This window comes from Ruegeria sp. HKCCD7303 (genome assembly GCF_013111185.1).
Lineage (GTDB): Bacteria > Pseudomonadota > Alphaproteobacteria > Rhodobacterales > Rhodobacteraceae > Ruegeria.
Genome location: NZ_WVRE01000005.1, coordinates 188,497 through 208,412, shown reverse-complemented (window position 1 = coordinate 208,412; position 19,916 = coordinate 188,497). Strand labels below are relative to the sequence as shown.

Sequence of the window (19,916 nt, the reverse complement as noted above, 5' to 3'; positions counted from 1 at the left end):
GGAACAGAAGAATGAAAACTTGGATTTGCGCTTTTGGTTTCTCGCTGGGGCTGGCGTTTCCGCTCGCGGCGCAGGAAAATGAAGCACCGCTTTGGTCGGTCAATTGCAGCAATCTGGTCAGCGATGGTGAATTGGTCTGCGAAATGACGCAGAGCATTGTTCTGACCGAGAACAATCAGCGTCTGACTTCGATCGCTTTTGTAAAATCCGCTGGAAAAGACGAGGTTGAAGCTGTGTTATCCTTGCCGTTTGGCCTGCTGTTTGCCGAAGGATTGGTGGCAAGCGTGGATGGTTCCGAAGTTGCGCAGCCAGCGTTTTTGACGTGTGAGGCGCAAGGGTGTTTTGCCCGGTCGCCCGTGTCCTCGGACTGGATGTCCGCTATGCGCGCCGGGGATCAGTTGACGATTGCAGGTGTCAATCGAGTTGGCGAGCCTATCTCGTTTACCTATGATCTGGCTGGTTTCAGCGCGATTTCTGATCTTTTGCCGTAGGATCAGGACGCATTGATTTTCAACGCGCTGCAAGCCTGACGGCTGGGAAACCAGAGCTGTGACAAAAACGATCTTTTCTGGCCGACCGGCGAGCAGATGGCTAGGTTTTTCCTTTCTTCCTACAGCCGCCCTCGCAGGAACTGTCATCTATTGGTTTAGATCCTGACCTTAACTTGGAATGGTCTTTGGGTTCGGTAGTTTGTCTGCATTCTGCGCAGCCCACTCGTGCATTTCATGCAGCAACGGGATCAGGTTTTGGCCCAGTTGTGAGAGGCTGTATTCTACGTGTGGCGGAATAGTCTTAAAGCCTTTCCGCAAGACAAATCCTGTCTCCTGCAACTCGGTGAGTTGGCGCGTCAATGTGCGATGCGTGATGCGCCCGAGGTTGCGTTGAAGCTGGTTGAAACGGCAGCTACCCTGATCGAGCAACGCGAAGCCTTTGTGCAGCCTCCGGCAGCAATCCGTGCGCTGGTAGAACCCACCTTGCTGGATCAGATCATTTTACCTTACGACAACTTGCTGAAATCAGGCAATGTTGTGCGGGGTCGTGCAGTGTCAATCTGTCAATCAGAGGTCACGTTAGACTCTGGCACATCCTGTCCGGCGGACTTGATCGTGATTGCCACCGGATCGTCATATGCCGCCCCTTTTAAACCATCGGGCGACAGTATCGCTGATTTTCTTCAAGCCAGCAAAGAGGTCATTGCTCGTTTGGCCAAGGCGAATTCAGTGGTTATTGTCGGGGCGGGGGCCGTAGGAACGGAACTTGCGGGCGAGATTGCCTCAGCGCAGCCAGGTAAACTCATTACATTAATCGCGTCAGACGATGCCTTGTTTCCAATGTATCCAATCAAGTTTGGCGCACAACTCAAACGCAAGCTGGAAGGCCTTGGTGTCACGGTCATTCTTGGCCAAAGAGCGCAAGACCTTCGCCATTTGGATAGGCCTTACGAGGGATCGGTGACACTTACGGACGGCCGGGTGATTGCGGCTGATCTTGTATTTCCGGTGATCGGATCAAAGCCTCAGACGTCATTGGTGCAATGCCTTCCGGGGGTGACTTCGGGATCTGAGGGTAGGGTCAGGACTGATAAGTGGCTGCGACCGTCCGACTATCCGAACGTTTTTGTGGCAGGCGACATCGCCGACGTGGGAGACGGCATGACGATTGTAGCCACGACTAGGCAAAACCCATGGCTTATCAAAACACTGAAAAAGGTGTCGGAGGGTTCAGCCGTTGAAAACCTGAAACCATACAGCCCTTGGAAAAAAGCCCCAATTCTGGTGCCTTTGGGTCCAATGATCGGCAATAGCTGGCTGTTTGCAACAGTTGGTGACTGGATAACTCGTAAAATGAAGGGGCAAAATCTTTTCATTCCCAAATATCGAAAGGCATTTGGTGTTGTTAATACGAGAAAGTAGTTCTGATTATTGGAAACGAATTGTCCGCTCGCTCATAAAAAAACCGGCATGCCAAGCCAACGAAATTAGGCAAATCGTGTGCCACGAAGACCTCTTGAGGTTGCGTGCTATGGCGTGCCCGCACGGAAGAGCTCAAAAACGAGTCATTCCTTCGATTCAGGCACACCCAGTTTTCGCAGATCTTCTACCCATCGATTAAGATACGCCTCACTCTCGAATGGCGCATTTTTCGCCTCTTGGATAGTGAATTCTGGATTGGCCGTCAGAAACTCATCGATAATGATCTGCGCATCACTGGAAAGACCAAGACGCAAAAGAACTGGCGCGTAGGTGCGCTTCAATCCGTCCGGTATTTCGTTCATCTGTTCAATCGAAGCCTTTGCCTCTTCATACCTTTCAGCGAAGTACTGGGCCCAACCCAAGTTCCAAAGATACCAGTCTTGGTGGTGTGGGTTCAGTCGGATCGCCAGTTTCATGCGCTCAACGGCCTCAGGTGCTTTGCCGTCATAGACGAGTGGGTCAATGGAATCTGCAAGAACGGATGCCGAATTTGGATTCAGCGATATGGCCTTGTCATAAAGCGAAGCAGCCCGCTCGAGGTTCCCACTCTGAGTAGTTGCATTGGCCAAGACCCAATGACCCTTGAAATTGAAGGGTTCCAATTCAATGGCTTTCCGCGCCATCTCAAATGCGCGGTCCAGCGACTCCTCGCGTGTCAAAGAGTTCGTCCATCCCCAACGATACCCGTTGATGTGGGCCCAAGCGTTTTCGACATACGCCCCGGCAAAGTTCGGATCGAGCGCAATCGCTTTTGCACTGAGCTCCTCTGCCCTGATGTTTCCTTCTTTCGTGAAGGTAAACCACTCTTCTTGTGCGCGTTTGCGCAATTCATATGCACCAAGGCTTTCGGTTGGTTGATGCTTGAGGCGGCTATATTCCGCAAGATCAATGTTCGTAGAGAGAAGCGAAGCCACCGTTCGCGTTATCTCATCCTGTACTGAAAAGATGTCCTGTAGGTCTCGGTCATAGCTGTCTGCCCAGATGTTCTGGCCTGTCGTCGCATCAATGAGTTGGGACGTTACACGCAAGCGATCACCAGCAATCTGGACGCTCCCCTCAACGATGTAGCGGACACCTAATTCTTCTGACACTTTCTGTATATCTGCCGGAGTGTCCTTGTACGAAAACGTCGAGTTTCGGGCGACCACGAAGAAATCGGAAAAACGGGACAAAGCGGTCAGGATGTTCTCACTAAGTCCGTCGCTCAGGTAATCTTGGCTCGGGTCGTTGTTGAGATTGTCGAACGCCATGACCGCGATGGAGGGTTTGCCAGACAGGGCCACGGCGTGTTCATTCGAGTCCGGAAATTGCACCGCGGACCAAGGTTGCAGCCATGCGGTGACCAACAACGCCAGGAAAATTACGGCGCAACCCAACATGATCAGGCGATTTGTTGGCCTGTTCGAAAGTGGCACGATAGGAGAAACGATGGCTTGCGCCTTGTCATCCAGTTTTAGGCTGTACACGTGAACGGGGTCCGAGATGTTCTTGACCTCTCGCTTCCCCAAATCTTCGATAGTGAGATCAAGCTTGGAATGGACTTGTTCGAAAATACTGGCTGACATGTAAATGCCATCCGGAACAGCCAGACTTTCAATGCGTGCGGCGACATTTACACCATCCCCGTGAATGTCATCCTGATCTACAACGATATCGCCAACATTGAGACCGATCCGGTATCGCACTTGTGAGTCTTGAGGCAGGTCCGCGTTGGCGATCCCTATATAGTGCTGCATGTCCACTGCACACCGAACGGCCTCAACTGCACTTGCAAACTCAAGGAGCAAGCCATCGCCCATCAATTTAACGATGCGCCCATGTCGTGCAGCAACAACTGGTTCAAAGATCTGCTCGCGATGGGCCTTGACCCTTGCAAGCACACTCGCCTCGTCATTTCGAATAAGACGACTATAGCCAACCACATCGGCGGCAAGTATCGCTGCCAGACGTCTTTCCAAAGACTGAACTCCCAGAGTGGGCATCACGCTAAACAGGTTATTACATCTATGCCAGACGCACTAGTCGAACACATATCTCCGATGAGGCGATTTTTCAGTCGTTTGCAGAATTGTCGGCCGCAAAGTTGCGCCTGATAACGACGAGCGGTTATTCAATGAATGTCGGTTTCGGGACTGCCTATAGTCTATGACGGGAGGCAGTCGAGAACGGTGCTGCCGAGACCAAAGCCAACGTGCTTACCCCGGCCAAGCGAAAGTTTGCGACGACCTCATTAGGGCTTCAAGTGCGGGCGAGTGTTTTCGACCTGGAACTGTGAAAGCTGCAATCGTTCTTGAAACTTCCGGCTCTACAAGCGGGCGCTGTAACAAGCCCGGTAAACTAACCGAGTACTCAGGCATAAAGGCAAAACCAATGCCTGCAGCGACCATCGCTTGCACCCAATCTTCTCGCTCAGAGCGGAAGCGAGCGTACAGTTCCACGCCCTTCGACTGGCAGACCGACATCACCATCTCACGCAGCTCACAGGCCAGGCGATCCACGTAGTTTTCTTGCGATAAGTCTTGCAGCGAAACCGAATTGAGTTGTCCAAGACGGTGCTCGGGAGGGAATACAACCACATATCTTTCGACGTATAGTGGTCTCGCCCTGAACTCTTCTTCCAACTCTTCAGTCAGCGTCATCAAAGCGACATCGATATCGCCATCTGAGAGTTTTTTCTTTAAGTCAGGCGCGCTTGCTTCATTGACTGACAACTCCAAGCCGCTGTGGTTTTTCTCGAATTGAGCCAGAAACCGAGCCAGGCGAACATGCCCAATTGTGGATAGGACACCCAAGCGCAATGGCACCTTTTCGAGTAAGCGAAAATTCTGAGCCAGTGCTTGTGTAGCTGCTGCTTCGTCAACGATGTGCTGTAGATGCGGCAGCATTGACTTCCCAAAGTCGCTGACCAAAATTTTTCGACCTTCCCGATGAAAAACCTGTGCACCTAGTTCTGCTTCCAGAGACTTGACGCCCTTGGTCAACGCTGGTTGGCTCACGTTGCACTCTGCGGCAGCTTTGGTGAAATTCAGGTGTTTTGCCGCGGATAAAACGTATCTAATCTGAGACATCTCCATTTTGAGGCACCTCGTCACTTATGGCGATAGTCAACTATACCGCAGAATACACCGATTTATCCAAACCTGGAGTTATTAAGTCATAAGGTATCGATAGTTCCCTGCGTTACAGACCCGTGATGCAATAGACGCACTGGTTTTGACAGTTTGGAAAGGGAGCGAGATGTCTGTTTTTATGGTCGAAAGAAACCTCAAGGGTATAAGCATGGATGACTTGGGTGCTGCCCAGAAGGCAGCGATAGCGACAGCACAAAAAATGACCGCAGAAGGGGATAAGATAAGCTATGTCCGCTCAACTTTTGCCCCGGAAGACGGTCGTTGCATGTGCTTGTTTGATGGCGAAAGTGCTGAACAAGTTCGTCGACTGAACGATACCGCAGGTCTGCCATACGAGAGTGTTGTTGCAGCCATGGACTTGTCTGCATAACGACCATTTGGGTGTAAAATTCTTTTTTGATTGGGCCCAGAGCAAATGCTCTGAGGCCCTTAGAAAAGTTTAAACGGCTCGACATAGTACGGCAGGTTCGTCCGCTGAGCTGCTCGTCCCTGAACTGTAAATTGAAGCCGTCGTGTCATCCATTCTCATACGGGTTACCAGTTTCGACGTAAGTCGTCTTGGCGCTGACGGCGGCAATCCAGTCGCGGACAGCCTGGATAACAAATTCCGACCGGTGACACTTTGGGAATGAAGTTGTGTCAGAGACCATGGCTGCCTGCGAATGCATTTGAACCTTACGGGGCGGGGAACTGTTCTGAGAAAATATTCAGTTCCTTTATTTACCTGCTTGCTGCGTCGCAATCTGGGCAAGCGCACTGATAATGTCTTCGGCGTGGCGCTGATCTGCAAACAGCGCACGAAGCAAAGACGGCAAAGGGTAGTCAGGCCAAGCCTCCTCCAACAGAAGGACTGTTGCCCTTGCGCGGTCGTGTTCTCCCATCTTTTGATAGGCGGCGGCGAGGTACCCGATTGATATGGCGCTGACAGGATCACCCAGCCTGATGGACGTGTTGAACTGGTCAACGCAGCCCTGATAGTCCCCTAGATGAAAACTCGCTGACGCCAAAACGCTTCGGTAAGGGAACCTCCGATTGGTCGTATCGTCGTTTTGCGCGCGTCTGGCTGACGCGATGGCGCGTTCGAAGTCGCCGCCAAACAAGGCAAACAACGCGTCAAAATTTGTGACATGGATGTCTTCAGGTGCAAGGCTGACCGCGCGGTTTGATTGGGCGAGGGTCGTGTCGAAATCCCGCTGGGCAAAGGAGATAAGTGCAAGGGCAGAGTGGCTCCACCCTTCATCCGGTGCCAGTTCGACGGCTTTGTCGGCATGCGTTTTGGCCAGATCCAGCAAAGTGCGCCTTTCTTCGCTGGGCGGAGTGGTAATCGCAAGAATACCCAATGCTTGTGCTGACCCCGCGTAGCCACCAAAATACGACCCGTCCAGCGCAATGGCGCGCTTGAACATACCGCTGACGGCCTGCAACCGTGCGCGATCCAGAACCGGAAACATCAAGGGGCGCGCTTCTTCAGCAAGGTTAACCGCCTGTAGTTTGATGGGATTGGTGGAAAACAGCGCTTCTCGGACTGCTTGCTGTTTCCTTTCGGTTTCAGATTGGGAAGTGGTCACCGTTGATGCCTGAGGTTTGAGCTGAAGGTAAAGGCCGGTTGCGCACAAAGCGAATACGGTTGCTACAGCGGCGCCGTGCCACCAATAGCGTCGTAAAGGACGTGGCGATCCGTTTTCCTGATCAGGTGAAAGTACCTCAAATCGGGGTACATACCCTCCGGGATCAACATGAATGCGCAAACACTCATCCTTGCCGGAGTTCGAATAATAGTTGGCTAATCGTCTGCGCATACGACCGGCATCGACACGTACAACGGCCATTGGATCGCCGCGCCCACCCAATGTTCTGCCATATACGTCCTCGGCCACAGACTTGGCCCGGATGTCGTCGGCGTGGCCAGCTAACATAGTTTCAACAACATAGCGCAGAAAGGACTGAAGACGTTCAGCGCCGTCAAACTCCGGGCTGTTCAAAATCGAATCCAACGCCTGTTGGATCTGGATTTCAGTCAGGTTTTTCGGGATGGGATTGGGCCCCGATTCTGAACGCAAGCCTCTTGAAGTCATCGCATCTGTCGCTGTTGATTGTTTCGTAAGCACCTGAAAATAAACATGTTACGTCGTAACATACGTTAAGATACCTGAATATGTAAATGAATTTTGTGTATACTCCTTTTTAAAGGAGGGGGATTTGCCTTTTCGCTGAGGCCTGACCGAGATCAGACAGCTTGGGGATGGATATGAACTCATTGACATTAGTATTTCCAAACCAAGCGAATGAAATCGGTCGATTGCGCAGTTCGGACACGGTGTTTGCTCAAATCTGTGCAGATTATGAGAGTTTGATAGCACTGCTGCCCTGTGATGCTAGCGATCCAACTTATGCAGACTTAACCGATAGCCTTCGGGGGCTTGAGGACGAAATTCGGCTTTACCTCGCGTCCAAGTCCAAATCTCCCGAGGGCTAACCACACGTAAGAAAGGCGATCTGAATGCTGGCCAACATTTTGTTTTATTTGGGTCTTGTCGTTTCGCTGACCATTGGGTTCATGTATTTTCGCGACCTTGGAGACATCAGCCAGATGGTTTTGAAGGTAAAGCGGAACAACATGATCCGTTTCATTCGAAACGAAAACGCCTATATCGCTGCGGGCGTAAGTGGGTTGGCTTTGATGCTGGTTGGCCATTTTATGGGCGGCGGACCAGGCTGGTTGTTCTTTCTGGGTGTGCCTGCAGTAACTTTATTAATTTTATTCCTGTTCGTCTTCCCGTGGGTCTGGGTTCACGTCGGTTTGCGTAACCAGCAAGACAGCGCCCGGTATTATCCGATCTCGGAAGCTAAGGACTTCATTAATCCGTCGGCCAGCGTTTTGGTGATCGAAAACAACGGCCATGCCCGCGCGCATTCCGACGGGCAGTTGATGCGCCCCCACCTGGCTGGCAATGCCGATGGACTTGGAGGCGATGACATCGTCATGACGTATTGCGCCATGGCGAACCTGGGTCTGGCCTACAAACCGCAGATAAATGGTAAGCGGCTTGATCTGGAAGTCATGGCCCAGCACGGCAACAACCTGATCCTGCGCGACAACCTCACTGGCGAACCCATTCAGCAGATCTATGGTCACTTTGATAGCGATACGTCCAAACAATCCGCCATGCAGCCCTGGCCCACTTTCCGGATGAGTTTTCGGGGATTTCAAAAGGCTTTTCCGGACGGCGAGGTGTTTTTGAACAAGCCTTCTTCGAACCCGTTTCTAAAACTCTTCGATCTATTCACAGAAACTGTGTTCGCCTCGGGCATTGCGAAACAGCATCAAGAGGCAGCGCCGGTCATGGATAACATGAGCCACAGCGACGACCGGTTGCCCAACAAGACCTATGTCTGGGGTGTGACAGTGGGTGACGATGCTGTGTGCTGGACCGATGAGTTCATTGCCGAGCATAAGGGGTTGATCAACGCTACCGTGGGCGGTCGTGATCTCGTCGTTGCCTATGATCCAGCCTATGAAAGCGTAGGGGTCTGGTACAATGACAGCGGAGAACCGGTAACCGAAATCGACTTCTTCGGAAATTCGGACCAAGGAAATCTCAGTCGTGTCGAGACTCTAAGATCCGGAATGTTCTGGCATGTCTGGGTCGAGTTCTTCCCGGATACTGACATCAATCGCATCGGACCTCAGACCTTGGATGCAGAAGAGATGCAGAAACCCCCAAAACCCGAAACGCACACAGAACCGGAATAGAGCCAATGAGCAGGAGCGACATGAGAAAAGTTATTTTTCTTTCGGCAAGCCTTTGTTTTGCAGCCCAAATGGTGACGGCGCAGGAAGCGCCCATCATTCACGACGCTGAGTTTTACATACTGCAAGCCCAGCACGCCGAAAAATGGGCCGAGGATGATGCTGCGGTTGACGCGCTACTTTCCGAGTTTCGGGAGCGCAATAAAGGCAATCCGCCAAATATCGTTTCCATCCTGATTGATGATCTCGGTTTCGGGGATATGGGCATACCGGAACTCAACGCAGTACGCGGCATCGAAACTCCGAACATCAACCAATTCTCGGACGAAGGTATGCGGATGGTGCGAATGTACACCGAACCATCCTGTACTCCGACACGGGTTGCTCAAATGACTGGGCGTCTTCCAGTACGCATGGGAATGGGGAACACGACTGTGGATATAGCTGGCTTCGGTCTTCCAGGAAAGGAAGTCACTCTTGCTGAGGTTCTTAAAGAAGCTGGCTATGCTACCAGCCATGTAGGTAAATGGCACATGGGTGACATCGCTGAGAGCTGGGCGATGAACCAGGGTTTCGATTACGCACAACATGCGATCCACCAACAAGGTCAGCTTACGATTTTCAACGACGATGCCATTCGCGAGCAAGTCTCAGTTGGTATCGGAGATTTTGTCCCTGAGTACGTGCTCGACGAATGGTTCCGCCCAGACGCTTCAGCAATGATGACCGTCATCGAAGGCGAGGCAGGTGGACCAATCCGGGAGATTAGAATGCAACCTGGTGAACGTTGGGGCGCATTGAAATACGATGAGATGAACCAAGCGTATCAAGACAAGACGATAGAAGAGCTAAGACGTCTTGCAACCGGTGAGCAACCGTTCTTCCTTCAATACTGGCCGATGATCCCACTACATAACACGCGCACCGGAAGAACTGGGCCAGAGTCACCCAATGGTGGCCTCTACGCCGATAAGCTCCAGTTGCTCGATGAATACCTCGGGGAAATCTTCGCCGAAATGGAAAATCTGGACGTCGCGAATAACACTGTCGTTGTTGTCATGGGTGATAACGGACATTTCACCAAATACTCACCTCAATCCGGCTTCACGCCTATGATCTACAAAGGTGGCAAAGGCGACACCACCGAAGGCGGGGTTCGAGTTGACGCCTTTATTCGCTGGCCTGGTGTTATCGGCCCAGATTCAATGGTTAATAACATCTTACACGTCTCCGATCTCTATACGACACTGTCACGTATCGCTGGCGCAGATGGGTTCATCCCGCGCGATCGGCTGGTAGATGGCGTCGATCAGTCAGCTTCGATTTTGTTCGCTGATGAATCCAAAGGTCGCCGAGACTCGTTGATTGTGTATAACATTGATAAACCCGGAGCCATCATTAAGGATAAATTCCGAATGAACCTGCCGAAGGACCTCACAAACGGTATTTTGGCAGACTTCATAGACATTTATCGCGACACTCATGAAAAGTACCCTGTCTCGACTGAAGTCGGTGCTTGGGGAGGTCAGGAATTCGTTCGAATTCTCGCTCGTCACCAAGCCCGGAAGGAAAAATTCCCTGACGAGAAACCCGCATTCGGCATACCTTACGAGGGGATTGAAAACATTCGCCCTGAAACCGCCGCGGCAGTTGAGGCATTCAAAATCAAGCAATCCTCGGTCAGCAAATGAGGTGCGATTTGTCGAAGCATCACCAGCGTGGCCTGTTCCTGTGGAAGTGAAAAGCTAGGAGATTGGCACATGAACTTCAAAAAATCTGCTTGCGGCGCAAGCACAATTACTCTGACCTGTCTGCTGGCTTCTGCAGCGTCCGCTCAATCCTTGCCCCCGCCAGGGCAGGATGACGAGGGTTGGCGGCACACGCTTGGCTTTTACCTATTCACACCACTCAGGACCACCGGAACGTCCACCGTTGCGGGTGTCTCGGCTGATCTTGATCTTGATCTGGGTGATGTTTTGGAGGTTCTCGATTTCGCCGCCGCCGGGCGTTACGAGTCATGGAATGGCGATTTTGGTATCATTGTTGACGCCAATTATGTGGGCATAGAAGAAGACGCGACACTGCCCGGACCGATTGGGGCCTCGGTGAACGTAGATGTACGTCAAAAATGGTTCGGAATCTTGGGGGCTTATCGTATTGCGGATGGCACCTATGGCGCGGCCAATCAACGCTATACCATCGATCTTCAGGGGGGCATTCGGTACAACTCGATCCGGCAGGAGATTGACATCACAACACCGGGCCCAACAACACCACCGGTATTGGGCGGTGATCCGGGATGGGTCGAGCCCGTTATCGGTGCCCGCGGCATGTGGAGACTGAACGACCGTTGGACGGCTATCACGTCCCTTGATCTTGGTGGCTTCGGTGCGGGTGGTAACGATCTGCAGATCGGGGCGAATATCGGTTTTGACTACCAGCCGTGGGAAAGAACAGCGATCACATTTGGCTATCGGTACTTCAGTGTTGACTTCAGCGACACGCTGAGCACCGGTGCTTTCGCCTATGATGTTACCCAACATGGACCGTATTTTGGATTGAAAGTCTTCTTCAATTAAACGCCAAATGGCGAGGCCGACACGGCATCTTGCCTATTCATTTCACAAACCGCGCGGGGCAGGTGTATGGACTGGCGCCGCGTGCAGTTACGTTTTGCTCTCTTGAAGCAAAAATTGCGAACGATCCAGGCTCTGGCCAAGCTGAGCCGGTCTGGGTGTTGTTGCGCCAATCTGGGCAAGGGTCAGGCTCGTCTCCTGCGACAGCACATCCCAAAGGGTTCGCAACCCAGTCTCTCCTCCAGCAGCGATTGCATATAACAGAATGCGCCCCAGAAAGGCAAAATCAGCACCTGACGCCAGCACCTTCACAACGTCTTCACCGCTGCGCAGCCCACTGTCGTAGAACAATGGAAAATCCGAGCCAACCGCCTGACGAATGGCGGGCAGCGCGAGAGCGGGAGGGATTGCAGCATCTAGCTGCCGACCACCGTGGCTGGACACCTGTATGGCATCCACTCCCGCTTGTTTGAGGCGCTGTGCATCTTCGGCATCCAGAACGCCTTTGACGACCAGCTTGCCTGGCCATCGGTCACGCAACCGACTGAGATAGTTCCAATCGGCACGCGCGCGGGATTCGGTGCGATCAAAGGTGCCGTCTGGAAAATTTGCCATCTGTGGCTTGCCGCGGAACAAAGTGTTCAGCGACCAGCGTGGATGCAGCGCGAAATCGAAAAACTGCCTGGGCCCGATCCGAAACGGCATCTTGAAACCGTGGCGCAGTTCGCGCGGACGTCTGCCAACTTCTGGTACATCCAGTGTCAGAACTAGTGTGCGATAGCCTGCCGCTTCGGCCCGGTCCACAAGACCCATAGCGCTGCTGCCGTCGCCGCTGAAGTACAGTTGGAACCAGGCGTGCCCTTCAGCCACTTCGATGATCTTTTCCAACGGCGTCGAGGCTACGGTCGAAACCCCGTGCGGGATTTCGTAGTCAGCTGCCAGGCGCGCCAGCATAAGGTCCGCGTCGGGCGCAGCCAGATTGCACATCCCCATTGGAGAGATACCAAAAGGCCGTTTGGCAGCATGGTCAAAGACAGCCAAATCCAGGCTGCGCTGGCTGACATCCACCAGAACCCGCGTGCGCAGGCGAATGTCCTGCAAGGCGCGCCGGTTTAACTCCGCGCCGTGTTCTTCACCCGCGTTGCCATCCATGTAATCAAACACCATCCAAGGCAGACGCCTGCGGGCTATCCGCCGGGCATCTGCGCTAGAATGGATCTGGCCGGACGGCAACATGTTCGGGACCTCAGGCCTGAACAGCTTTCATGAACCGATCACGGATTACCACCGGGTCCATGGTGATGACGGGCATCTTGGCATTGCCGCTTTCGCATTTGGCCACGATGATGGTCATCTTGTTCCCGGCCAGAGCGTCTTCGATCGCCTGTTTTGTATCCTCGGCCCGGCATTCGACAACGTTTTCGCAGCCGCAGGCCGAAGCGACTGCCGCTAACGAGGTTTTCTGCCCCGCATAGGTCGGCTGATCACCGGTCGAACCATATGATCCGTTATCAACGATCAGCAGGATGAAATTGTCGGCCACGTTGTTCGCGATCGTGGGTAGAGTGCCGAAATTAGTCAGAACCGAGCCGTCACCGTCGATGGCAATCACCTTTTTGTCCTGAGCCAGCGCCAAACCCAATCCGATGCTTGAGGCTAGTCCCATTGTGCCCAGCATGTAGAAATTGGTGGGCTGGTCGTCGATGGCGTGCAGTTCCTGACTGGGGATGCCGATATTGCAGACCACCAACTGGTCGCGGATAACAGGGGCGATTTCTTTCAGAATCTCAGAGCGGATCATTGGTCTCCGTAGCCTCCCCAGAAGGACGCGTCGGTCAGGATGGCGACCGGCTTGTTGCACATGAAGGTGTATTTCAGGATTGTATCCAGCTCATCCGCGTCACTTTCCTTGTGGAAGTGATAGGTCGGGATGTTGAGTTGGGCCAGCAGAGCCTTGGTGTGCACCGCCATTTCAACCTGGCAGGCTACCGGTTCGCGCAGTTCACCCCGGTATGAGATCAGCATCGGCAGCGGCATCCGGTAGTACTGGATCAACGTGGCCAGCGTATTGATTGTCACGCCGATCGCGGTGTTCTGCATGATGATGGCGGGTCGCTTGCCCCCCATCCAGGCCCCGGCGCACAGACCCATGCCTTCGTCTTCTTTGTTTGAGGGGATGTGAAAGATCTCGGGGCGCGCTTCGACCTCGTCGATGACACCGGCCAACTGCTTGCAGGGCACGGTCGTCACGAAACTGATGTCATTGGCCACCAGATCATCAACGATTTTGCTGTGGATGGACATTCTCGATTCCTCTGTTCACTGACACTCATATCGCCCAAAACCTATGCTTTACTCAATGTAATAATACTTTATTATGAATAAAGTTTTGGTTTAGTTTAGTCATGCGCCGCGAAGAAATGGTTTCATGAGCATCACGCTGTACAAAACCCTGATTGCAATTGCTGACACAGGCAGTTTTGCTGCCGCCGCCGACAAGGTCTATGTCTCTCAGGCGGCGGTTGGTCAGCAGATGAAGCGGCTTGAAGATCACTTGCAAATTGCCTTGTTCGACCGAGGCGAGCGCACTCCCAAGCTCAATCAAACCGGCTGGGCGCTGGTACCCAAGGCCAGAGATCTGGTGCGCGCCTATGACACAATCCTGGACGGTGTGGTTGGTGACACGGCTTTCGGCGGTGAGTTTAATCTGGGCGCTGTGTCATCGACCATTCGCAGCTTGATCCCGGTCACCGTCCGGCGATTGCTGGAGGCCTATCCGGAGCTACGAGTCCATGTGACGTCGGCTCTATCCGGAGATCTTCAGACGCAGGTAGAGCGTGGCGTGATCGATGCGGCGGTGCTGAGCGCGCCAGAAACTATGACCCCGGATCTGGAATGGCATCCTTTTGCGACCGAAGAACTGGTTCTGGTGACATCGCCCGAGGTGACCGAAACTGATCCGATCCAAATCCTTGCAACACAACCTTTCGTCCGACACGCCCGGGATGGGATGGTCGGTGTTCTGGCCGACACGTGGCTTGCCCAGAGCGGAATCCGGGTGAGCTATGCCATGGAAATGAAATCGCTCGAAGACCTCACGAGTATGGTGGCGCATAACTTGGGTGTCTCAATCGTGCCCAACCTGTGTATGCCCGATCCGGAATTCGGCCGATTGCGAAAAATCCCGCTAGGTGGCAAACCCGTTTCCCGCGCGCTGGGCGTTTTGCTGCGCGCCGACAGTCCCAGAAAGCGGTTGATTGATCTGTTCGTTGACGAAATCCGGACCTCTGTCGCGTACCATCCGGCTGTGTCCAAGGATTAGCCAAACTTTCTAATTGTATTAAGCACGGCCCTCTATGCCAGCTTCCTCATTAAAACTTGCTTCCTCTTCCTGTACCAAGGTTTCCGCTTGCAAGACGCCGGGTTGTGTCGCGCCGATGATGCCCACAACCTGCACTTCTCCGGTCTCGGCAGGCGCGGCAACCTTGACGCGCCGGATCAATGCGATCACGGCAACAGAAAGCCCGATGCCGGCTAAAAGAAACTGCAATCCCCTGCCTCCGAACAGGGAAATGGCGTTTGGACCCAATATGGTTCCGATGAGAAGTCCGATGTTCAGCAGCAAAACCATGGTGCCACTGGCGGGTACGATCTGAGACAGGCGGAGCTGATCATTCGCATGAGCGGTCAGGATTGAGTAGGTCGGGTACAAACCGATTGCAATCACGACAAAGCCGAAGACAATGTATTCGGGTGATGTGTTGGCTGCCATCCAAAGACCCGACACCAAGACGATAACGCCCAGACCAATAACAACATAACGCCTGTCGGTGTGGTCTGAAATCCAACCCACCGGATATTGCACGACGGCACCGGCAATCAGGGCAGCCACCAAAGCGCCTGATGCCTGCGCAGCCGAGAACCCCTGTTGCAGTGCATACAAGGGCAGGGTGATATAGTGTGCGGAAACACCGATACTGACCAACACAATCCCAATAACCGCGATGGGAGAGACCTTGTACAACCGTGTGACTGGCATGCGCTCAGGGACGGTATAGTCCGGTGCTTTGTTGCCTGACAAAAGCAATGGCACGATCGACAGCGAAATCAGGATCGAGACGGTTCCGAACAAGAGATTGCCAGTAGGATCAGGAAAGCCAACAAGAGCCGTACCCAACGCTGGTCCCGCAAGTTGGATGATGAAATAGAGCGACAGCACCTGCGCCCGCGTATTGTTTTCGGATTTGGCGTTCAGCCAGCTTTCGGTGATGACGTAAAGACCCGGGTAACAAAACCCTCCCAAAAAGCGCATCACGCTCCAACTGATGGCATCGCTGGTCAGCAGGTGTACGATCGCCGCGATAGAAACCAGTGACGCAAGTGCGGAAAATGCCCGGATGTGCCCGACGTTTTCCACCAGACGCGGCGCCATGGCCGTTCCGGCCAGCGCGCCCAGCGGATAGCTTGCTTGCATGACCGAGATGGTAAAATCACTGAACCCAAGACTTGCGCCGCGAATTGTAAGCAAGGTCGCCAACAGGCCATTGGCAACCATCAGCATGAGCATCCCCAAAAACAGGGCCCAGTTTTCATTTAATGCGCGTATCATGCCCCATGCCTATTGCGGGCCGGATCAGCAGTATATCAATCCCGCGACAAGCTGATGTCGCGACAAGCCACAGCAAGGCACCTGAAACGGGCCTTGCGAGATTGCCGATACTTTCAAAGAAAGTTCAGGCTGGCAGACAGCAGAGATCTAGGTGTCTCTTGAAACCAGCACTGCCCAAACCGTTGAATCGAGGCGGGGACCTCGCGCGCTGGCGAGAAATTCGGTGTCTCACATTGTGTCGGGAAAGGATTGGCGCGACGCCCAAAGCGCCACTACGGGCAGATTTTCGCATCGCAATTCCATGGCGAACGCGTCAAAGCGCTGGCGCAAGCGTTGGTGCCCTCGAACATACAAGCCATGGCAGAGCGACCGTTACTGCGCGCAGACCGGTAGACAAGATTTCTTTTGTCAAAAAGAGCGGCAACCGGCACTGATCTGAATTGCGCGTCCTGCACCTTGGCGGGCCAAGGTGGGTTCACTCCAGCGAGACCCAAAGCACCTTTGCGTCTTCTTTGCTGGTCGAAATGCAACCATGCCCCATTCCGCTGTCATAATAGAGCGAATCCCCGGCCTTCATTGGAAGTGGACGGTAATGCTCGGACAGGAAAATTAGCTCGCCGCTGAGGACATACATGAATTCTTCGCCCGAATGGTGAACCAGCGGATCGAATTCTGATATGTCTCGCGCCCGGATTGTTGCGATATAGGGCAACATGCGTTTGCTGGTCAGATCCGAGCACAAAAGTTCGTGCAGGTAAGTGGCGGTTTCTCGCGTGTCGCCCTGACCTTTGGCGGTGAAATCGCGCCGCCCTGCTATGCCTGACTGACCCGACTCCAAAAACAATTGTGGGGGGTTCATGTCCAGCGCCTGGGTCAGACGGCGCACGATCTCGAAACTTGGTTTGGTCTGGTTGTTTTCAATCTTCGACAGAGTCGAGCGACCGATTCCCGCAGCGCGCCCGGCCTCTTCCAAAGTCCAGCCTTTTTCCCGCCGTGCATCGCGAATGGACCGGCCCAACGCCGCGCCTTCGTCCTCTTCGTCTTGGACAGAACCTTCATTCCAATGGTCGTCGCCCATCATTTTCCTCCCAATTTACCACAGGTTACAGGTTCTCCTATACGCACGCAATATCGCGAATATGAGAAATATGTTGCCATTAAGAGCGTAGTTCCACTATAGGAAACAAAGTTTCGAATACAGGATTCGAAAGTGGAGGAAGAAACCATGTTCAAAACGTCGCTGAAAGATGCTGATCCTGTCATCGCTGCGTCGATTGACCGTGAGGGCGTGCGCCAGGCCGAGCAGATTGAGCTTATCGCATCCGAGAACATCGTCTCTCAGGCCGTGATCGAGGCGCAGGGCTCGGTCCTGACCAACAAATACGCCGAAGGATATTCGGGTCGCCGCTATTATGGCGGGTGTGAATATGTAGACGAGGTCGAATCCGAGGCCATCGACCGTTTGAAGAAACTGTTCGGGTGCGAATACGCCAACGTGCAACCGCATTCCGGTGCGCAGGCAAATGGCGCAGTCAAAATGGCACTGTTAAGCCCGGGCGATACAATTCTGGGCATGTCTCTGGATGCTGGCGGTCATTTGACCCACGGGGCGAAGCCGGCGCAATCAGGCAAATGGTTCCGGCCTATCCAATATGGCCTGACCGAGGCTGGCCTGATCGACTATGACCAAGTCGAAGCCTTGGCCAAGGCTGAAAAACCGCAGTTGATCATCGCAGGTGCGTCGGCTTATTCGCAAAAGATCGACTTTGCCCGTTTCCGTTCCATCGCGGACGAGGTCGGCGCATGGCTACTGGCCGACATGGCCCATATCGCGGGTCTGGTTGCAACCGGTTTGCACCCTTCACCTATTGGTCATGCGCATGTTGTCACGTCGACCACGCATAAAACCCTGCGCGGCCCGCGCGGAGGCATCATCCTGACCAATGACGAAGCGCTGGCGAAAAAGATCAACTCGGCCGTGTTCCCCGGTCTTCAGGGCGGCCCGTTGATGCATGTGATCGCGGGTAAGGCGGTTGCGTTTGGCGAGGCGCTGAAGCCTGAATTCAAAGAATACATGCAGCGCGTGGTCGATAGTGCTTCGACGTTGGCCAATGTGATGATCGCACGGGGATGTGACATCGTTTCTGGTGGTACCGAGAACCACCTGATGCTGGTCGATCTGCGCCCAATCGGCGTAACCGGCAAAGATGCCGAAGCCGCGTTGGAGCGTGCCGGGTTTACCTGCAACAAAAACAGCGTTCCGGGTGATCCTCAGAAGCCAACCGTTACCAGCGGTATTCGACTGGGTACCGCTGCCGGATGCAGCCGTGGCTTTGGGGCGGAAGAATTCAAACAGATTGGCAACCTGATTGGCGATGTTCTGGACGCATTGGCTAAGTCGCCCGACGGTGATGCCGCTGTCGAACAGGCGACCCATGCAAAAGTCCGCGCGCTCTGCGCCAGCTATCCGATTTACTGAAAGACGACGAAATGACTTACGACCTGATTGTCATCGGCGGAGGGCCAGGCGGCTATGTCGCCGCGATCCGTGCGGCCCAGCTGGGTATGAAAGTGGCTTGCGTCGAGGGGCGCGGGGCTCTGGGTGGCACTTGTCTGAACGTCGGGTGCATACCCTCCAAAGCGTTGCTGAACTCCTCGGCGAAATTTGCCGAACTCTCCCATCTCTCCTCCCATGGCATTGCGGTCGGGGAGGCCAGCATTGATGTACCCGCGATGATGGGGCGCAAGGACAAGATCGTTGGCGATCTGACTAAGGGCATTGCGTTCTTGTTTCAGAAAAACGGAGTTGATCTGATCGAAGGCTGGGCCACCATTCCCGCAGCCGGTCAAGTCAAGGTGGGCGACGAGGTTCATGAGACTAAGAACATCCTGATTGCTACGGGGTCCGAGCCTACCCCATTGCCCGGCATCGAGATTGACGAACAGAACGTCCTGAGTTCGACCGGTGCGATTGCGTTGGACAGCGTGCCGGATCATCTGGTGGTGATCGGAGCTGGCGTTATTGGTCTGGAACTGGGTCAGGTCTGGGCACGTCTGGGAGCCAAGGTCACAGTTATTGAGTATCTGGACCGCATCATGCCCGGCATTGACGGTGAAATAGCCAAATTGGCGCAGCGCGCGCTCAGCAAGCGCGGCTTGAAGTTCCAGTTGGGGCGTGCGCTGAAATTCATTGAAGAAACCACGACTGGTCTGAAATTGACCGTGGATCGTGTGGGCAAGGACAAAAAAGAGGTGATCGAGGCCGACAAGGTTCTGATCGCCGTCGGTCGCCGCCCCGTTACACGCGGGCTGGGTCTTGAAGACCTTGGCATCGCTGTGAGCCCGCGCGGCTTTATTGAAGTTGACGGCACGTTCCAGACCTCGGTTCCTGGCGTCTATGCGATCGGTGACTGTGTTCCCGGCCCGATGCTGGCGCACAAAGCCGAAGAGGACGGCGTTGCCTGTGTCGAAATGCTGGCCGGTGAAACGGCTCACGTCGATTACAACACTGTTCCGGGTGTGGTTTATACCGACCCCGAGGTCGCCTCGGTGGGCTTGACCGAAGAAGCGCTGAAAGACGCGGGTACCGAATACTCGGTTGGCAAATTTGCCTTCATGGCCAACTCGCGGGCGCGTTCGACCGGCGAAACCGATGGTGCGGTCAAGGTTCTGGCAGGTCCCAACGGCAAAATTCTGGGTGCACATATCTGCGGTGCACATGGTGGTGATCTGATCGCCGAACTGGTTCTTGCGATGACCAAAGGCGCCACCGTGTCCGAGGTCGCCTCAACCTGTCATGCACACCCGGCTAAGGGGGAGGCGGTCAAAGAAGCCTGCCTGGACGCCCTGGGCCGCGCAATCCACGCGTAAGAAAGA

General features: G+C 53.9%; 18 protein-coding genes. 9 read left to right on the top strand and 9 right to left on the bottom strand.

Annotated features, from left to right (window positions below):
- The first annotated feature begins 11 nt into the window (after positions 1-11).
- Complete coding sequence (locus GS630_RS14785; protein WP_171238725.1) at positions 12-491, top strand: invasion associated locus B family protein; 480 nt, start codon at positions 12-14, stop codon at positions 489-491.
- Positions 492-659: 168 nt separating this feature from the next.
- On the opposite strand, the gene GS630_RS14780 is transcribed toward GS630_RS14785, so the two are convergent.
- Positions 660-920, bottom strand: coding sequence for a helix-turn-helix domain-containing protein (locus tag GS630_RS14780; protein WP_253740683.1), 261 nt, complete (start codon positions 918-920; stop codon positions 660-662).
- 54 nt (positions 921-974) lie between these two features.
- Here GS630_RS14780 and GS630_RS14775 point away from each other — a divergent pair, with 54 nt between their 5' ends.
- Positions 975-1,913 carry an NAD(P)/FAD-dependent oxidoreductase gene (locus GS630_RS14775; protein WP_253285954.1) on the top strand — a complete coding sequence of 313 codons (939 nt, stop codon included), beginning with the start codon at positions 975-977 and terminating at the stop codon, positions 1,911-1,913.
- Positions 1,914-2,056: 143 nt separating this feature from the next.
- Here the strand turns inward: GS630_RS14775 and GS630_RS14770 are convergent, their stop codons facing one another.
- Together GS630_RS14770 and GS630_RS14765 are read right to left on the bottom strand one after the other, a co-directional pair.
- A complete protein-coding gene (locus GS630_RS14770) occupies positions 2,057-3,931 on the bottom strand; it encodes an adenylate/guanylate cyclase domain-containing protein (protein ID WP_171621387.1) in 1,875 nt (624 codons plus the stop codon).
- A gap of 237 nt (positions 3,932-4,168) precedes the next feature.
- A complete protein-coding gene (locus GS630_RS14765; protein WP_171180665.1) occupies positions 4,169-5,047 on the bottom strand; it encodes a LysR family transcriptional regulator in 879 nt (292 codons plus the stop codon).
- Positions 5,048-5,210: 163 nt separating this feature from the next.
- On the opposite strand from GS630_RS14765, the gene GS630_RS14760 reads away from it, so the two are divergent.
- On the top strand, positions 5,211-5,474 hold the full coding sequence (locus GS630_RS14760; protein ID WP_171180667.1) for a DUF4242 domain-containing protein: 264 nt from the start codon (positions 5,211-5,213) through the stop codon (positions 5,472-5,474).
- 346 nt (positions 5,475-5,820) lie between these two features.
- On the opposite strand, the gene GS630_RS14755 is transcribed toward GS630_RS14760, so the two are convergent.
- The gene (locus GS630_RS14755) at positions 5,821-7,164 is read right to left on the bottom strand and encodes a lipopolysaccharide assembly protein LapB (RefSeq protein WP_171621386.1); all 1,344 of its coding nucleotides are present in this window, start codon (positions 7,162-7,164) and stop codon (positions 5,821-5,823) included.
- 440 nt (positions 7,165-7,604) lie between these two features.
- Here GS630_RS14755 and GS630_RS14750 point away from each other — a divergent pair, with 440 nt between their 5' ends.
- From GS630_RS14750 to GS630_RS14740, 3 genes are all read left to right on the top strand, one after another.
- Positions 7,605-8,858 (top strand): DUF3179 domain-containing (seleno)protein, encoded by a 1,254-nt coding sequence (locus tag GS630_RS14750; RefSeq protein WP_171621385.1) that lies wholly within the window; start codon positions 7,605-7,607, stop codon positions 8,856-8,858.
- Positions 8,859-8,878: 20 nt separating this feature from the next.
- Positions 8,879-10,546, top strand: a complete 1,668-nt coding sequence (locus tag GS630_RS14745; RefSeq protein WP_171621384.1) for a sulfatase-like hydrolase/transferase — start codon at positions 8,879-8,881, stop codon at positions 10,544-10,546.
- A 69-nt stretch (positions 10,547-10,615) separates the two neighbouring features.
- Positions 10,616-11,434, top strand: coding sequence for a hypothetical protein (locus tag GS630_RS14740; RefSeq protein WP_171180676.1), 819 nt, complete (start codon positions 10,616-10,618; stop codon positions 11,432-11,434).
- Between the two features lie 87 nt (positions 11,435-11,521).
- On the opposite strand, the gene GS630_RS14735 is transcribed toward GS630_RS14740, so the two are convergent.
- Genes GS630_RS14735 through comD form a run of 3 tightly spaced genes read right to left on the bottom strand, consistent with a single transcriptional unit; the run spans position 11,522 to position 13,735 of the window.
- The gene (locus tag GS630_RS14735) at positions 11,522-12,667 is read right to left on the bottom strand and encodes an alpha-hydroxy acid oxidase (protein WP_371809128.1); all 1,146 of its coding nucleotides are present in this window, start codon (positions 12,665-12,667) and stop codon (positions 11,522-11,524) included.
- Between the two features lie 10 nt (positions 12,668-12,677).
- Positions 12,678-13,232, bottom strand: a complete 555-nt coding sequence (comE, locus tag GS630_RS14730; protein ID WP_171180678.1) for a sulfopyruvate decarboxylase subunit beta — start codon at positions 13,230-13,232, stop codon at positions 12,678-12,680.
- Complete coding sequence (gene comD / locus GS630_RS14725) at positions 13,229-13,735, bottom strand: sulfopyruvate decarboxylase subunit alpha (RefSeq protein ID WP_171095649.1); 507 nt, start codon at positions 13,733-13,735, stop codon at positions 13,229-13,231. The genes comE and comD overlap by 4 nt, the downstream gene beginning before the upstream one ends.
- A 124-nt stretch (positions 13,736-13,859) precedes the next feature.
- On the opposite strand from comD, the gene GS630_RS14720 reads away from it, so the two are divergent.
- Entirely contained in the window at positions 13,860-14,753 is an 894-nt protein-coding gene (locus GS630_RS14720; RefSeq protein ID WP_171621383.1) for a LysR family transcriptional regulator, read from the top strand.
- 18 nt (positions 14,754-14,771) lie between these two features.
- Here GS630_RS14720 and GS630_RS14715 read toward each other — a convergent pair whose 3' ends face one another.
- Positions 14,772-16,040 carry an MFS transporter gene (locus tag GS630_RS14715; protein WP_171180682.1) on the bottom strand — a complete coding sequence of 423 codons (1,269 nt, stop codon included), beginning with the start codon at positions 16,038-16,040 and terminating at the stop codon, positions 14,772-14,774.
- Between the two features lie 475 nt (positions 16,041-16,515).
- Positions 16,516-17,118: a helix-turn-helix domain-containing protein gene (locus GS630_RS14710; RefSeq protein ID WP_171180684.1), complete on the bottom strand. Its 603-nt coding sequence runs from the start codon at positions 17,116-17,118 to the stop codon at positions 16,516-16,518.
- Positions 17,119-17,265: 147 nt separating this feature from the next.
- Between GS630_RS14710 and glyA the strand changes: the two genes are divergently transcribed.
- A complete protein-coding gene (gene glyA, locus GS630_RS14705) occupies positions 17,266-18,519 on the top strand; it encodes a serine hydroxymethyltransferase (protein ID WP_171712085.1) in 1,254 nt (417 codons plus the stop codon).
- Positions 18,520-18,530: 11 nt separating this feature from the next.
- Entirely contained in the window at positions 18,531-19,910 is a 1,380-nt protein-coding gene (gene lpdA, locus GS630_RS14700; RefSeq protein WP_171621381.1) for a dihydrolipoyl dehydrogenase, read from the top strand.
- Positions 19,911-19,916: the final 6 nt, after the last annotated feature.

Bases quoted from the DNA above. Each gene is read 5' to 3' on its own strand.
- GS630_RS14735 (WP_371809128.1), bottom strand. From the start codon at position 12,667: ATGTTGCCGTCCGGCCAGATCCATTCTAGCGCAGATGCCCGGCGGATA.
- GS630_RS14745 (WP_171621384.1), top strand. From the start codon at position 8,879: ATGAGAAAAGTTATTTTTCTTTCGGCAAGCCTTTGTTTTGCAGCCCAA.
- comD (WP_171095649.1), bottom strand. From the start codon at position 13,735: ATGTCCATCCACAGCAAAATCGTTGATGATCTGGTGGCCAATGACATC.
- GS630_RS14785 (WP_171238725.1), top strand. From the start codon at position 12: ATGAAAACTTGGATTTGCGCTTTTGGTTTCTCGCTGGGGCTGGCGTTT.
- GS630_RS14715 (WP_171180682.1), bottom strand. From the start codon at position 16,040: ATGATACGCGCATTAAATGAAAACTGGGCCCTGTTTTTGGGGATGCTC.
- GS630_RS14720 (WP_171621383.1), top strand. From the start codon at position 13,860: ATGAGCATCACGCTGTACAAAACCCTGATTGCAATTGCTGACACAGGC.
- GS630_RS14740 (WP_171180676.1), top strand. From the start codon at position 10,616: ATGAACTTCAAAAAATCTGCTTGCGGCGCAAGCACAATTACTCTGACC.
- GS630_RS14750 (WP_171621385.1), top strand. From the start codon at position 7,605: ATGCTGGCCAACATTTTGTTTTATTTGGGTCTTGTCGTTTCGCTGACC.
- GS630_RS14760 (WP_171180667.1), top strand. From the start codon at position 5,211: ATGTCTGTTTTTATGGTCGAAAGAAACCTCAAGGGTATAAGCATGGAT.
- lpdA (WP_171621381.1), top strand. From the start codon at position 18,531: ATGACTTACGACCTGATTGTCATCGGCGGAGGGCCAGGCGGCTATGTC.
- GS630_RS14765 (WP_171180665.1), bottom strand. From the start codon at position 5,047: ATGGAGATGTCTCAGATTAGATACGTTTTATCCGCGGCAAAACACCTG.
- GS630_RS14710 (WP_171180684.1), bottom strand. From the start codon at position 17,118: ATGGGCGACGACCATTGGAATGAAGGTTCTGTCCAAGACGAAGAGGAC.
- glyA (WP_171712085.1), top strand. From the start codon at position 17,266: ATGTTCAAAACGTCGCTGAAAGATGCTGATCCTGTCATCGCTGCGTCG.
- comE (WP_171180678.1), bottom strand. From the start codon at position 13,232: ATGATCCGCTCTGAGATTCTGAAAGAAATCGCCCCTGTTATCCGCGAC.